Source organism: Mesorhizobium sp. WSM4847 (genome assembly GCF_055811335.1).
In genome coordinates this window covers 115,904-130,230 of record NZ_JBVVPY010000006.1, presented here as the reverse complement: position 1 = coordinate 130,230, position 14,327 = coordinate 115,904, and the positions used below count along the sequence as shown (strand labels likewise).

Sequence of the window (14,327 nt, the reverse complement as noted above, 5' to 3'; positions counted from 1 at the left end):
GGGTGCTAATTCGCCGGCTTGCGTGGGGGATAGCCGTTGGGGTGCGGCGGGATGGCCTTCAGATAGGCCGCGATCGCCGCACGGTCGTTCGGTGCCAACTCGGCCATGTTTCTCTGCACGTCGACCATGGCGCCACTGACGGAATCGAAATCCGGGGTGAAGCCGGTCTCCAGAAAGTAGGCTATGTCGGCCTCCGACCAGTCACCGAGCCCGCCTTCGCCCGAAGTGATGTTCGGCACGATGCCGCTGCCTTCGGCAGCGGTGGCTCCGGCCAGCCACTCGCTCTTCCTGGTGCCGCCAGCAAAATCGCGCGGCGTGTGGCATTCGCCGCAATGGCCGGGCCCTTCGACCAGGTAACGGCCGGCCATCACCGGATCCGGCGTGCCATCGGGGAAGGAAACCACCGGCTGGTCACTCAAATAGAGACGTTTCCACAGCCCGATGCCGCGACGGATGTTGAATGGGAACCCCAGCGAATTGGGCGGCGCCTTGCCCGCCACCGCCGGAAGCGTTTTCAGGAAGGCATGGAGATCGGCAATGTCGGCCGGCTTCATGCGTGCGTAGGACGCATAGGGAAACGCCGGATAGAAGTGCTCGCCGCTCGGCGAAACGCCCTTCAGCATGGCGTTGGCGAGGTCTTCGACCGACCAGCCGCCGATACCGTCCGTGGCATCCTGCGAGATGTTCGGTGGCACGAAGATGCCGAACGGCGTCTTGAGTTCGAGACCGCCGGCCAGTTGAAGGCGGGCGTCGCCTTGCGAGCCTGGCTTCGCATGACAGGACGTGCAGCCGCCGGCATAAAAAATGCGCTTGCCCCTGGCGGCATCGCCGGGGCCGAGCTGCGCCAGAGCCTCGCTGTCGAGCCTGACCGGCGCCGACAGGAACCAGCCGGCAACCGCGCCGGCGACGCCCAGAACGAGGGCGGCGCCGACGAGTTTTTTCAGCAGGCGCATCGCCCGCTATCAGCCCTTCTTAATCCTGTATGTCTTGTGGCAGGTGCCGCAATCGCCGCCTATGGTGTTGAACCCCGCCTTGAAGGCATCGACGTCGGCAGGAGCGGCGGCCGCCGCAGCCTTGACGTCGGCGAGATATTTTTCTTCCACCGCCTTGAAGCCGGCCATATCCTCCCAGATTTTTGGGGCAGCTGTGGTGTCGCCGGTGTCGCTGCCAGCCGGGAAAAGAGTGTCGACTTTTGCATGGAACTTCTCGGCGTTTGCCTCCAGCGCCTTCAACGCCGCCAGCACGGCCGCTGCGTCGTAAGGGGTCTCGCCCTTGACGACTTTCGACAATTGGCCGGCGATCTTTCCACGTTCCTTCATAATGGCCTGCCGCTCCTGGATCGGATCGGCAAACGCCGCCGAACCGGCGAAGGCGAGCATCGAGATGGCGAGGATAAGCTTTCTCATTCAACTGGCTCCATGGTGAAGATGTTTCGGGTGAAGGTCCGACTGATCCATAACGGCAAAACTGGCTTGAAAATTCCGGAAATTCGCCTCACGCTTGTGTGAATTTTTCGCGACGGTCGTTGGAAAAGGGCGGCCGATCATTTGGCACATAGAGAAAAGCCCCGGTTTTGCCGGGGCTCTTCTGCAACTCAGTCAGGCCTACGCCTTTTCGTAGAGCTCGAGGACATGGTCCCAGTTGATGAGATTGTCGACGAAGGCTTCGAGATATTTCGGCCGGGCGTTGCGATAGTCGATGTAATAGGAGTGCTCCCAGACATCGACGCCCAGGATCGGGGTCGCGCCATGGACCAGCGGGTTCTCGCCGTTCGGGGTCTTCGAGATCGCCAGCTTGCCGTCCTTGACCGAAACCCAGGCCCAGCCCGAACCGAACTGGGTGGTGCCGGCGGCGATGAAATCGGCCTTGAACTTGTCGTAACCGCCAAGATCGCTGTCAAACGCCTTTTGCAGCGCGCCGGGCAATTTGTTGCCGCCGCCGCCCTTCTTCATCCACTGCCAGAAGTGGATGTGATTGTAGTGCTGGCCGGCATTGTTGAAGAGCCCGGGGTTCTTGCCGAAGGATTGTTTCACAATCTCTTCGACCGACAAATCGCCGAGCCCGGCTTCGGCAGCCAGCTTGTTGCCGTTGTCGACATAGGCCTTGTGGTGCTTGTCGTGGTGATACTCCAGCGTCTCCTTCGACATGTAAGGCTGCAACGCCTCATAGTCATAGGGCAAGGCGGGCAATTCAAAAGCCATCGGTCGTACTCCTCGTGGAAAAAATCCGGTGTCGATACCGGACTAACATAGGTCTGGATTGGTGTGGAGCAACTCCGGAACGAAGCGCCGGTTCGCTTTTTAGCCAGTCAGCCGGCCGAAGTCGAATGCGCCCACTCCCAATAGAGTTCGCGCGCCTTTTTCGCTACAGGCCCGGGCTGGAGATTGCGATCCTCGATGCGGGTGACCGGCACGACTTTCGAGTGGTTTCCGGTCGAGAATATCTCGTCGGCTTCGAGGAATTCGCGCACCGACAGCGCCTTTTCGATGGTCTTGAAGCCATATTCGTCAAGCAGCGTCATCGTCCGCGAACGGGTGATGCCGGACAGGAACGTGCCGTTCGGCGCCGGCGTCAGGACATGGCCATCCTTGACCAGGAAAATGTTCGAGGTTCCGGTCTCGGCGACATTGCCCAGCATGTCGAGCACCAGCGCGTTGTCGAAGCCGCGCATCTTGGCTTCGAGGATGGCACGACCATTGTTGGGATAAAGGCAGCCGGCCTTGGCGTTGGTCGGCATGGTCTCGATGGTCGGGCGCCGGAACGGCGAGACGGTGACAGAAAAGCCTGCCGGCGAGATCATCGGCGATTCATAGAGGCAAAGGCAGAACCGGGTCGAGGCCGGATCTGCCGGCACGCCCATATAGCCACCATGTTCGGCCCAGTACATCGGCCTTATGTAGACCGCCGTCTTGCCGTCGAACTTCTTCAGCCCGTCCCAGGTCAGCCCGACGATCTTTTCGGCGCTCATGGATGGTTTGAGACCAAGCGCGATCGCCGAGGCGTTCACCCTGGCGGCGTGGCGGTCGAGGTCGGGGGCGACGCCCTCGAACCAGCGGGCGCCGTCGAACACGCTGGTGCCGAGCCACATGGCATGGCTGCGCGGCCCCAGAATGGCGACGTTGCCGTCATACCAGTCGCCATCCACGAAGGTCCATGTCGCGGATTGCGCCGCAGCCGCCAGTGTCATCGCTTGATTCCGCGTTTCAGAGCTGTCTTGTCTCGCCATTGGAAGATGCTTTGGCGTCTGCCGTCAACTGATATGGCTGAGATTTGTTAAGGCCAGCGGCATGCGAAATTGCAATCCGTGCTTGCGCCTGGCCTTGCCTCGCCGCAAAACTGTCACCATGCAACATGCGGCTTACGTTTTCGACGCTTACGGAACGCTGTTCGACGTGCACGCAGCCGTCCGCCGTCATGCCGACCAGATCGGACCGGACGGCCAGCTCCTGTCGGAGATCTGGCGCGCCAAACAATTGGAATATTCCTGGGTGAGGACGCTGATGGGCGCCTACGCCGATTTCTGGCAACTCACCGAACAGGCGCTGGATTTCGCCTTGCGCAAGGTTCCCTCCGCGGACAAGGGACTGAGGGCCAAGCTGCTCGACGCCTATTGGCGGCTGGACTGCTATCCGGAGGTGCCGGCCGTGCTCAAGGCGCTCAAAGCATCTGGCGCCAAGCTGGCGATCCTATCCAACGGCTCGCCTGAAATGCTGGAAGCGGCGGTCAAATCGGCCGCGCTCGACCAGGTTCTGGACGACATCTATTCCGTCGAGGCCGTCAAGCGCTTCAAGGCCGATCCGTCGGTCTACGACATGGTCACGACAGGCTGGCGTCTCTATCCGGGTGCGGTGTCGTTTCAGTCATCCAACCGCTGGGACGTCGCCGGCGCCACCAAATTCGGGTTCCGGACAGTCTGGATCAACCGCTCCGACCAGCCCGAGGAATACCGGGACTTTCCGCCGGCCCTGATCCTGCCCTCGCTCGAAGGCCTGCTCGCCGCAGGCTGACACATGAGCCCAAATCGGAATCGATTTTTGGAAAGGATCATTACGCGCGGCGCTGCGGGCCTGTTGCCTCGGCGCAACAGGGGCTGAACCGTCACAGCTTTGCCTTTGTTTGTTCACCCTCAGGCCAGAATCGGAACCGCCTATCGCGCCAGGCATTGGTAGGGCTGGCGCGCCGTACTGATTGGCGTATTCATGTTCTGTTTCGATATGAGACTTAAAAAAGGCAACGATGTTCACAACCGAAATCGACTCCTATCGCCTAAGCCGTCGCGGCTTTCTCAACGCCGCTGCGCTCGGCGCCGCCTCGATTGCGGTTTCCGCCTGCACCACGACGGCAGGCCGGCCTGTCGAGCTGCCGCCGCCTGCCAACGTCGAGCCGCCGCTCATGGACTATGCAACAATGTACGGTCCGGTCAGCGACAATGGGTTCGAGCTGCCGGGCATACCCTACGAGAAAATCGACGAGCAATTTCTGCGTCAGATCGTTCCCGATCCGACCGGCCAAGCGCCCGGCACCATCGTCGTCGATACGGCCGGCCACCACCTCTATTTCGTGCGTCCGGGCGGACAAGCCATTCGTTATGGGGTCGGGCTGGGTCGCGCCGGTTTCGAATGGTCTGGCGATGCCGTCGTCCAGTGGAAGCAGAAGTGGCCGAAATGGACGCCGCCGGCCGAAATGATCGCCCGCCAGCCCGAGTACGCAAAATACAGCGCCGAGAATGGCGGCATGCCCGGCGGGCTCACCAATCCGCTCGGAGCGCGGGCGCTGTATCTCTTCGAGGGCAACGAGGACACGCTGTACCGCCTGCACGGCTCGCCGGAGTGGTTTTCCATAGGCAAATCAGTGTCATCTGGCTGCGTTCGCTTGATAAATCAGGACATTATCGACCTCTATGACCGTGTGCCCAACAAGACGCCGGTGATCGTTACCTCCGGTGTCGGTCAGGAACTGGTTGCCACGGCAGACCGCAAAGCCATTCCAATCGATGCGGGCGTCCCGGAAGGATCGATCCTGCTCGGCCCGGCAGGGGCGATCTCGGAGCCGATCTTCTGAGCTGGTCGAAGGCGCTGGAGCGGTGGACTTTCGGTGCCGCAACTTGCCGGTCCGATGCTTTTCCCTGAGCATCGGATTCTCGCAAAACCGGTGCCCGGTTTTTGGTCCGATGCGGTGCTTTCAGCGCCGCCCCCTGGCCAGGCTGCCGAGGATGCCGCGCACGATCGCCCGTCCAACGGACGTGCCGACCGAGCGAACCACCGATTTGATCGCCGCCTCCGCCACCGACTGGCGATTGGACGCTCGTGGCGCCGGTGCTCGCCTGCCGCCGGTGGGCTGGGGGGCGGGATCATCATTGCCGAAGCCTGGAATGGTCCAGCGCGAGCCGCCGCTCTCCTGCTGCTGCGCCTCCGCGTCCAACGCATCCTTGGCTTTTTTCTGCAGCATCTCGAAAGCCGATTCGCGATCGACGGTCTGATCGTACTGCCCCACAACCGGGCTCTCGGTGATCAGCGTGCGGCGCTCGTCAGGCGTGATCGGGCCAAGTCGCGACGACGGCGGGCGAACCAGCGTCCGCTGGACCATGGACGGAACACCTTTGGCTTCCAGCGTCGAGACCAGCGCCTCGCCGGTGCCGAGCTGCGTGATCACGGTAGCACAGTCGAAGTCGGGATTGGGCCTGAACGTCTCGGCGGCGGTCCTCACGGCCTTCTGCTCCCGTGGCGTGTAGGCGCGCAGGGCGTGCTGCACCCGGTTGCCGAGCTGGGCCAGAACGGTCTCGGGGATATCCAGCGGATTCTGGGTGACGAAGTAGACGCCGACGCCCTTCGAACGGATCAGGCGAACCACCTGCTCGACGCGGTCGATCAGCACCTTCGGCGCGTCGTCGAACAGAAGGTGCGCCTCGTCGAAGAAAAAGACCAGCTTTGGCTTGTCGGGATCGCCGACTTCGGCCAGCTCCTCGAACAGTTCCGACATCAGCCACAACAGGAATGTCGCATAGAGCCGGGGATTCATCATCAGCTTGTCGGCGGCCAGCACGCTGATCGCGCCGCGCCCGTCGCGGGTGGTGCGCATGATGTCGGCGATCCGCAATGCCGGCTCGCCGAAGAAATTCGTCGCGCCCTGCTGCTCCAGAACCAGCAGCGTGCGCTGGATTGCGCCAACCGAAGGTTTCGTCACATTGCCGTAGCGAGCGCCGATTTCTTCGGCGCGTTCGGCAATGTTGGCAAGAAGCGCTTGCAGGTCCTTCAGGTCCAGCAGCAACAAGCCTTCCTCGTCGGCGATGCGGAAGGCGATGTTCATGATGCCTTCCTGCGCCTCGGACAGGTTCATCAGGCGCGACAGCAGCAGCGGCCCCATTTCCGAGACTGTGGCGCGGATCGGATGGCCCTGCTCGCCGAAAAGATCCCAGAAGATGACCGGAAATTCCTGGAAAGCATAGGGATCGAGCTTGACCTGCTCGGCGCGCTTGACCAGAAAATCCTGTGCCGTGCCCATCATGGCGATACCGGACAGGTCGCCCTTGATGTCGGCGCAGAAGACCGGCACGCCGGCATTGGAGAAACCTTCCGCCAAAATCTGCAAGCTCACGGTCTTGCCGGTGCCGGTCGCGCCGGTGACCAGGCCATGACGATTGCCATACTGAAGCAGCAGGTTTTCGGCGCGCTGGTAGCTGTCATCAGGCTTTCGGCTGGCTCCGATGAAAATACTGGTGTCGTCAGCCATGTGTCGGGTCTCCGCAACCTGAAGTGTTGAATGCCCTGATCTATTGAAAGTAGCGGGGCTCGCCGCAGGTATAATGACGCCATTGCGCAGCGACAATGGCCATGGTCGAAATTGGGTTTTGGAGCTTGCGGATTTTGCGCATGTTTGGCAATCGGTTGACGGTTCACCGTCGCAGGGCGCGTGTTGCATTGTGATATGCGACGGGGAACCGTAGACTGACGTTCCAGGCCTATCGGCCGAGAAGACGAGGAGAGCGGATGGCCGGTGCCTTGAACCACGATGCCGAACTTCCGAACCCTGACCGGCAGCGGTGGCTGGCCCTTGCGGAAAAAGCCCTGGCCGGCGGATCCTTCGAGGAAAAACTCGTATCCCATACGGACGATGGCATCCGCATCGAACCGCTTTATGATCGTTCGGTCACCGCAGAGCCTCTCCCACGGGCAAACCCCGGATCGCCGTGGATCGTCAGCCAGCGTATCGACGATCCGGATGTCGGCCGCGCCAAAACCCAGGCCCTGGAGGACGTCGCACAGGGCGCCACCGGATTGTCGCTTGTCTTCGAAGGCGCGCCGAATGCGTTCGGCTACGGCCTGCCGAGGACTGCCGAGGCGCTGGAGACCGTGCTGGACGGCGTGCCGCTCAACCGCATCCAGGTCCGCATCGACGCGCATCCCTGGAGCCGCGCCGTGGCCGACTGGCTGGTTGCGTTCTTGAGCAAGCGCCGGTCAGACCCGGCAAAGCTCAACCTATCCTTCGGCATCGACCCGGCGGCGATCTTTGCCGGAACCGGCCGGTTGCGGATGTCGATAGAGGCCTTGCAGGCGTCGATGCCGCAGTCCCTGGCGCACTTTTTCTCGATGGGCGTGCCCGGGGTCCTGCTGGAGGCAGACGGACGCGTCTTCCACAATGCCGGTGCCACCGAAGCGCAGGAGCTGGGCACCATGATGGCTTCGGCGGTCTCCTATCTCCGGATGTTTGAGGAGGCGCGCCAGCCGCTTGTCTATGCGGCGCCCCATATCGGCTTTGCGCTGAGCGTCGACCAGGACCAGTTCGTATCGATGGCCAAGGTCAGGGCCCTGCGCAGGCTGTGGGCGCGGGTCCAGGAGGCATGCTCGATCTCCGCCGCCACCGCCAACGTTCATGCCGAGACATCGTTCCGCATGATGACTTCGGCAGACCCGGAGACGAACATCCTGCGCACCACGATCGCCGCTTTTGCCGCGGCAGCCGGCGGGGCGGACTCGGTCTCCATCCTGCCTCATACGATCGCGCATGGCCTGCCGGCGGGCTTTGCCCGCCGTGTTGCCCGCAATACGCAACTGATCATGGCCAACGAAAGCCATATCGATCATGTCGCCGACCCTGCTTGCGGTTCGGGCGCCGTTGAAGCGCTGACTGGCGAACTCGGTGAAGCTGCGTGGGAAGAATTCCAGCGGATCGAGGCGGAAGGCGGCGTGCTGTCCAGCCTGCAGCAAGGGCACATCCAGAAACGGGTTCAGGCGGCCGCCGCCCGCCGCAATGCCGCCTATCAGGCGGGAGACCGGGCCATCATCGGCACGACGCTTCACCCGTCGAAGATCGAACGTCCGGTCGAAACCTTGGCGGCGGAGCGGCGGCCCTCGGTCACCGAGGGCGTCGCGGTGTGCGAGCCGCTGTTTCCGATCCGTATCGATCAATCGCTCGGAGCAGCATCATGATTCCGGATTTCAGCCAGATCGGCTGGTCGGCGCCGCGCCGGGCGCCGATTGAGGTCAAGGGCCAGCGGATGACCCCGGAAGGACTGGCCATCAAGCATCTGTACAACCAGGGCGACCTCAAGGGGTTGCCGCATCTCGACGCTTATCCGGGCCTGCCGCCATTCGTGCGCGGCCCCTACCCGACCATGTATGTCCAGCAGCCGTGGACGATCAGGCAATATGCCGGCTTCTCGACGGCGGAAGAGTCGAACGCCTTTTACCGGCGCAACCTCGCGGCCGGCCAGAAGGGACTGTCGGTCGCTTTCGACCTTGCCACGCATCGCGGCTACGACAGCGATCATCCGCGCGTTGCCGGTGATGTCGGCATGGCAGGCGTCGCCATCGATTCCATCCTCGACATGCGCCAGCTCTTCGACGGCATCCCGCTTGACGAGATGACGGTGTCGATGACCATGAACGGCGCGGTGCTGCCGATCATGGCGCTCTACATCGTCGCCGCGGAAGAACAGGGCGTTGCGCAAAAGGACCTCGCCGGGACCATTCAGAACGACATTCTGAAAGAGTTCATGGTGCGCAACACCTACATCTATCCGCCAAAACCTTCGATGCGGATCGTGTCGGACATCTTCTCCTATACGTCGCAGCACATGCCGAAGTTCAATTCGATTTCGATCTCCGGCTATCACATGCAGGAGGCAGGGGCGACCGCCGACCTCGAGCTCGCCTACACGATCGCCGATGGAATTGAATATGCCCGTGCCGGTGTCGCGGCGGGTCTCGATATCGACCGTTTTGCGCCGCGCTTGTCCTTCTTCTGGGCGATCGGCATGAACTTCTTCATGGAGGTCGCCAAGCTGAGGGCAGCCCGCCTTTTGTGGTCGACCCTGATGCTGAAGAACTTCTCGCCGAAGGACGAGCGCTCGCTGTCGCTGCGCACCCATTGCCAGACTTCGGGCTGGTCGCTAACGGCGCAGGACCCTTACAACAACATCATTCGCACCATGATCGAGGCGATGGCGGCGACGCAGGGTCATACACAATCGCTGCACACCAACGCCTTCGACGAGGCGATGGCGCTGCCGACCGACCATTCGGCCCGCATCGCCCGCAACACGCAGCTCATCCTGCAAAAGGAATCCGGCACCACCCGCATCATCGACCCGTGGGGCGGCTCTGCCTATCTCGAACGGCTGACGCATGACCTGGCGGCGCGCGCGCTTGCCCATATCGAAGAGGTCGAGAGCCTGGGCGGCATGGCCGCCGCAACCGAAAAAAACATACCGAAGCTGCGCATCGAAGAGGCCGCCGCGCGCACGCAGGCGCGGATCGATTCCGGCGAGCAGATCCTGGTCGGCGTCAACGCCCATCGTCCCGAGACGGATATCAAAGTCGACGTGCTGAAGATCGACAACGCCGAAGTCAGGGCCCGGCAATTGTCGAAACTGCAGCGGCTGAAAGGCACGCGCGACGTCGGCGCCGTCGAGAGCGCACTGAGTGCGCTGAGCCGGGCTGCGGAGAGCGGCGAAAATCTGCTGGAGTTCGCCATTCGCGCCGCACGCGCCAACGCCACGGTCGGCGAGATTTCACTGGCGCTGGAAAAGGTTTTTGGCCGCCATGTCGCCTCCGTCCAGACGATCTCCGGCGTCTATCGCAAGGCGCTCGGCGACAATCCGGCGGTCGATCGGCTGCAGGACAAGATCGTCGCGTTCGAGGAGAAGTCCGGCGGCAAGCCACGCATTCTCGTCGCCAAGATGGGACAGGATGGCCACGATCGCGGCCAGAAAGTGATCGCCACCGCCTTTGCCGATCTAGGCTTCGACGTCACCGTCGGGCCGATGTTCCAGACGCCGGACGAGATCGCCAGGCTTGGCGTCGAGCACGACGTGCATATCATTGGCGCCTCGTCGCTGGCCGCGGGTCATTTGACGCTCATTCCCGAACTCAGGGACGCGCTGAAGAAGCTTGGCCGCGACGATATGCTGATCGTCGCCGGCGGCGTCATCCCGCCGCAAGATCATGAGGCGGTACGGCAGGCGGGTGCTGTGGAAATCTTCCCGCCAGGCACCGTCATCCCGGAAGCGGCGGAGCGGCTGATGGATAGGCTGCTGCAGGCCGGCTGAACATGTTATAATCCATGTTGCAACGACCGACAATTTGAGTTATAAATTGGCGTTGCAACAAGGGTTGAATCCATGAACACGACCATTCGCAAAATCGGCAATTCCGAAGGCGTGATCCTGCCCAAGGAAATTCTCGATCGCCTGAATCTGAAGGCCGGCGATCAGCTTGAGATCGTCGAAACGAGCAAGGGCATCGCCCTTCGGCCAGTGGACGACAGCTTCGAGCGGCAGATGGAAGCTGCTCGCCAAGTCATGGACAAATACAAAGTCGCGCTTCAGAAGCTCGCCGAATGAGCTGGGAGTTCCTGAGCCGGCGTGCGGTCGAAGCCATGCACGCCGACCAGTTGCGTCGGCACGGCGGAGCGCACGGTTTGAGGGATGAGAATGCCCTCGAATCGGCGCTCGCCCGAGCCGAGAACAAGGCCAACTATGGTGATCCATCGATCGAGGATCTGGCCGCGGCCTATATCTTCGGCATCGCCAGAAATCACGCCTTTGTCGACGGCAACAAGCGCACGGCCATCGTCGCCGCTGGCGCGTTCCTGATTGTCAACGGCTATGTGCTGACGGCCGACAACGGCACGATCTATGAGTTCGTCATGGGCGTTGCCGCCGGCGAGATCGACGAGGCTGGTGCTGCGGCGTTCTTCCGCGACCATGTCATCAAGATCGATGTCTAATTGTCGGAGAGCTTGACGATTTCCCACTCCTTGCCGTTCACCACGGCAATTTCGCCGACCTTCTTGCCGAACAAGGCCAAGGCCATCGGTGAAACATGGGAAATCGTCCCCTTGGCCGGATCCGCCTCATCCTCGCCGACAATCCTCCAGTGCACCTTCCTGCCGTCATCGCCTTCCAGCGTGACGCCCATGCCGAAGCGAACCAGGTCGCTGCCCGGTTCCGGCACAGAAAGCTCGGCGCTTTCACGCCGCGCGGTCCAGTAGCGCAGATCACGCGAGATGAGCGCGATGCGCTCGCGGTCGGCCCTCTTTTCCGCTCTGCCCAGATCGTCGCGCAGGCCAGCCAGTTCGGCGTCGATCAGCGCCAGGCCGCGTTGCGTCACCAGATTGCGGTGGTGGCTGATCGGCCGCTCGCCGATGCCGGCGATGGCGTTTTCGCTATCTTCTTCGCGCGTGAAGGCTCTGCTCATCAGTCGAGCTTATGCCTCGCGTGGCGACTCCACAAGCTATTGCCGGCAAACCGGATTGCCGATCCGGTCTGGCACGATTGCTGCGGCGCGATGGCAGGACGCTGGGAATTTGTGTGGCTTTGCGCAACTGACCGTCGGACGCAATCATGCGAGCTGAATGCTCGTTCTCAGGCCAGCGCAGCGGAGGGCCGGAGTGAGCCGACCTTGGCGCCGATCCGGCTTTCTATGGGCGGATGTGCCTGTTCGATCAGTATCGCCGCCAGCGCCTTGTCGGCGTGCAAAACCTTGGCCATGCACGCCGCCACCATGACTTCAGCGGCGCGGCCGGCGCCATCATCGCATTTCAGCGCAATGCCAAGGCCAAGCTCGGGAAGTACCGCACAATAGACGCCTTCGGCCCCAACCTTCACAAAAATCCGGCCTGACGCGGCCTGCATCAGCGCAACATCGGCCCTGCCCGTGCCGGCGACCAGAAATGGCTCGGCCATGCAGGCGGAAAGCAGCCGCTTTGCGGCCTTGGCGCGCACGGGTTCAAGGCCGATACCTGTCGCCATGCGGGCAAAGCCGAGGGCGAAGCTGCGCAGCGGCACGGCATAGGTCGGGATCGAGCAGCCGTCGGTGCCGCAATGATCGACATCATGGGCGGCACCGGTCACCGCTTGCATCGCATCGCGCACCATCTCCTGCGAGGCATGGCCGGATTTGACGTAGCCGCGATGGGCGACGCCGGCGTGGACGCAGGTGCAGAGGAAGCCCGCATGCTTGCCGGAACAATTGTTGTGCAGCGCGTTTGGCAAATTGCCGTTGCTGGCCAGCGCAACGGTCGCGTCATGGCTGGACGGCCAATGCGCGCCGCATTCCAGCGCCGCCACGTCCAGCCCGGCCTTGGCCAGCATCGCCCGCGCCAGTTCGACATGCGCCGGCTCGCCGGAATGCGAAGCGCAGGCCAGCGCCAGTTCGCGGTCGCCGAAACCGTACGCATCGGCGGCGCCGCTTTCGACCAGCGGCAGCGCCTGGATCGCCTTGACCGCCGAGCGCGGAAACACCGGGCGAGCCGTATCGCCGATTTCCAGGAACGGCTTGCCATCGGCATCGAAGACCGCAATGGCGCCACGATGCGCGCTCTCTACCACGGCGCCGCGCAAAACTTCGACCAGAACCGGATTTGTCATGAATTCCCCGCTAACGCGTGACCTCGAAAATCGGATTCGATTTTCGAAAAGGATCATGCGTAAATCAAAGTGTTACAGCACCCTTTTCGCGTCCGGAAGGGCGCGCGGCGCTGTAATGCGGGCCGCTTTTATCTGATCCGATCGAGAATGGAAACGTAGTTGGCGACCGCGGCGCCGCCCATGTTGAAGATGCCGCCGAGCTTTGCTCCGGGCACCTGGATGCCGCCGGCCTCGCCGACGAGCTGCATGGCGCTCAGCACGTGCATCGAGACGCCGGTGGCGCCGATCGGATGGCCCTTGGCCTTCAGCCCGCCTGACGGATTGACCGGCAACCGGCCGTCCTTCGCCGTCTCGCCGTCCAGCGCCAGTTTTGCGCCCTCGCCCGGTTTGGCCAGGCCCATCGCCTCATATTCGATCAGCTCGGCGATGGTGAAGCAGTCATGCGTCTCGACGAAGGACAGATCGTCGAGCGTCACACCGGCCTTGTTCAACGCCTGATTCCAGGCCTGCTCGCAACCCTCGAATGCCAGGATGTCACGCCTCGACATCGGCAGAAAATCCTGCACGTGCTCATTGGCGCGGAAAGCGACGGCGCGGCGCATCTTCAATGCCGTCGCCGTGTCGGCAAGCACCAGGGCGGCGGCGCCATCCGAGACCAGCGAGCAGTCGGTACGCTTCAGGGGACCGGCGACGAAGGGGTTCTTCTCGCTCTCGTGCCGGCAGAACTCATAGCCGAAATCCTTGCGCATCTGCGCGTAGGGATTGTCGACGCCGTTCCTGTGGTTCTTGGCGGCGATCATCGCCAGCGCGTCCGACTGGTCGCCATAGCGTTGGAAATAGGCTTGCGCGATCTGGCCGAAAACGCCGGCGAAGCCTGCCGGCGTGTCGCCCTCCTCGGGCAGATACGAGGCCTTGAGAAGATTCTTGCCGATTTCCGGACCTGATGTCGTCGTCATCTGCTCGGCGCCGACCACCAGCACGATACGCGCCGCATTGGCGTCGATGGCGCGGATGCCTTGCCTGACCGCCGCCGAGCCGGTGGCGCAGGCGTTCTCGACCCGCGTAGCCGGCTTGAAGCGCAGCCGGTCGTCGGCCTGCAGGACCAGGCTTGCAGTGAAATCCTGTGCGGAAAAGCCGGCATTGAAGTGGCCGAGCACGATCTCGTCGACCTCGTCCGGACCGATGCCGGCATGATCGAGCGCCTCGCTAGCCACCTTGGTGATGAGGCCCTCCAGCGTCTCGCCTTCGAGCTTGCCGAAGCGCGAATGCGCCCAGCCGACGATGCATGCTGTCATGGTTATCTCCATCCCTGCGGGCCGGGCTACGCGATGTCGCGGCGCGCTATCAACATTGTTCAAGCATGAACCGTTCCAGCGACTTCGTAAAGGGGCCAGAACCACACAACGACTTGATCTTGATATCTGGTCACGGCAGCCGACTTTTGCCACAAAATCGCGTC

Annotated in this window: 14 protein-coding genes; 6 read left to right on the top strand and 8 right to left on the bottom strand. The window is 62.6% G+C overall.

The genetic code is table 11. The features are described 5' to 3' along the window. Positions 1-5: 5 nt before the first annotated feature. The 4 genes from AC0L28_RS10565 to AC0L28_RS10550 all read right to left on the bottom strand — a co-directional run bounded on the left by AC0L28_RS10565 (position 6) and on the right by AC0L28_RS10550 (position 3,187). On the bottom strand, positions 6-953 hold the full coding sequence (locus tag AC0L28_RS10565) for a cytochrome c (RefSeq protein WP_287122032.1): 948 nt from the start codon (positions 951-953) through the stop codon (positions 6-8). Between the two features lie 9 nt (positions 954-962). Then, positions 963-1,406: a c-type cytochrome gene (locus AC0L28_RS10560; protein ID WP_473477265.1), complete on the bottom strand. Its 444-nt coding sequence runs from the start codon at positions 1,404-1,406 to the stop codon at positions 963-965. Positions 1,407-1,604: 198 nt separating this feature from the next. Beyond that, positions 1,605-2,201, bottom strand: a complete 597-nt coding sequence (locus AC0L28_RS10555) for a superoxide dismutase (RefSeq protein WP_128168037.1) — start codon at positions 2,199-2,201, stop codon at positions 1,605-1,607. A gap of 107 nt (positions 2,202-2,308) precedes the next feature. Further along, positions 2,309-3,187: a branched-chain amino acid aminotransferase gene (locus AC0L28_RS10550; protein WP_128168036.1), complete on the bottom strand. Its 879-nt coding sequence runs from the start codon at positions 3,185-3,187 to the stop codon at positions 2,309-2,311. 157 nt (positions 3,188-3,344) lie between these two features. Between AC0L28_RS10550 and AC0L28_RS10545 the strand changes: the two genes are divergently transcribed. Continuing rightward, positions 3,345-4,007, top strand: coding sequence for a haloacid dehalogenase type II (locus tag AC0L28_RS10545; protein WP_023800845.1), 663 nt, complete (start codon positions 3,345-3,347; stop codon positions 4,005-4,007). A gap of 229 nt (positions 4,008-4,236) precedes the next feature. Beyond that, on the top strand, positions 4,237-5,061 hold the full coding sequence (locus AC0L28_RS10540; RefSeq protein ID WP_473477262.1) for a L,D-transpeptidase: 825 nt from the start codon (positions 4,237-4,239) through the stop codon (positions 5,059-5,061). A 120-nt stretch (positions 5,062-5,181) separates the two neighbouring features. Here AC0L28_RS10540 and AC0L28_RS10535 read toward each other — a convergent pair whose 3' ends face one another. Continuing rightward, the gene (locus tag AC0L28_RS10535) at positions 5,182-6,729 is read right to left on the bottom strand and encodes a helicase HerA-like C-terminal domain-containing protein (RefSeq protein WP_473477261.1); all 1,548 of its coding nucleotides are present in this window, start codon (positions 6,727-6,729) and stop codon (positions 5,182-5,184) included. Positions 6,730-6,986: 257 nt separating this feature from the next. On the opposite strand from AC0L28_RS10535, the gene AC0L28_RS10530 reads away from it, so the two are divergent. The 4 genes from AC0L28_RS10530 (at position 6,987) to AC0L28_RS10515 (ending at position 11,226) form a co-directional block, all read left to right on the top strand. Beyond that, positions 6,987-8,426, top strand: a complete 1,440-nt coding sequence (locus tag AC0L28_RS10530; RefSeq protein ID WP_473477258.1) for a methylmalonyl-CoA mutase subunit beta — start codon at positions 6,987-6,989, stop codon at positions 8,424-8,426. Continuing rightward, positions 8,423-10,546, top strand: a complete 2,124-nt coding sequence (scpA, locus tag AC0L28_RS10525) for a methylmalonyl-CoA mutase (RefSeq protein ID WP_128168030.1) — start codon at positions 8,423-8,425, stop codon at positions 10,544-10,546. Before AC0L28_RS10530 ends, scpA begins: the two co-directional genes overlap by 4 nt. 72 nt (positions 10,547-10,618) lie before the next feature. Next, positions 10,619-10,840 carry an AbrB/MazE/SpoVT family DNA-binding domain-containing protein gene (locus AC0L28_RS10520; protein ID WP_128168029.1) on the top strand — a complete coding sequence of 74 codons (222 nt, stop codon included), beginning with the start codon at positions 10,619-10,621 and terminating at the stop codon, positions 10,838-10,840. Further along, complete coding sequence (locus tag AC0L28_RS10515) at positions 10,837-11,226, top strand: type II toxin-antitoxin system death-on-curing family toxin (RefSeq protein ID WP_287228782.1); 390 nt, start codon at positions 10,837-10,839, stop codon at positions 11,224-11,226. Before AC0L28_RS10520 ends, AC0L28_RS10515 begins: the two co-directional genes overlap by 4 nt. Here AC0L28_RS10515 and greA read toward each other — a convergent pair. From greA to AC0L28_RS10500, 3 genes are all read right to left on the bottom strand, one after another. Beyond that, the gene (greA, locus tag AC0L28_RS10510; RefSeq protein WP_287228781.1) at positions 11,223-11,696 is read right to left on the bottom strand and encodes a transcription elongation factor GreA; all 474 of its coding nucleotides are present in this window, start codon (positions 11,694-11,696) and stop codon (positions 11,223-11,225) included. The genes AC0L28_RS10515 and greA overlap by 4 nt on opposite strands. A gap of 167 nt (positions 11,697-11,863) precedes the next feature. After that, on the bottom strand, positions 11,864-12,868 hold the full coding sequence (locus AC0L28_RS10505) for an asparaginase (RefSeq protein ID WP_473477255.1): 1,005 nt from the start codon (positions 12,866-12,868) through the stop codon (positions 11,864-11,866). Between the two features lie 128 nt (positions 12,869-12,996). Beyond that, positions 12,997-14,163, bottom strand: a complete 1,167-nt coding sequence (locus tag AC0L28_RS10500) for an acetyl-CoA acetyltransferase (protein WP_473477252.1) — start codon at positions 14,161-14,163, stop codon at positions 12,997-12,999. Between the last annotated feature and the right edge of the window lie 164 nt (positions 14,164-14,327).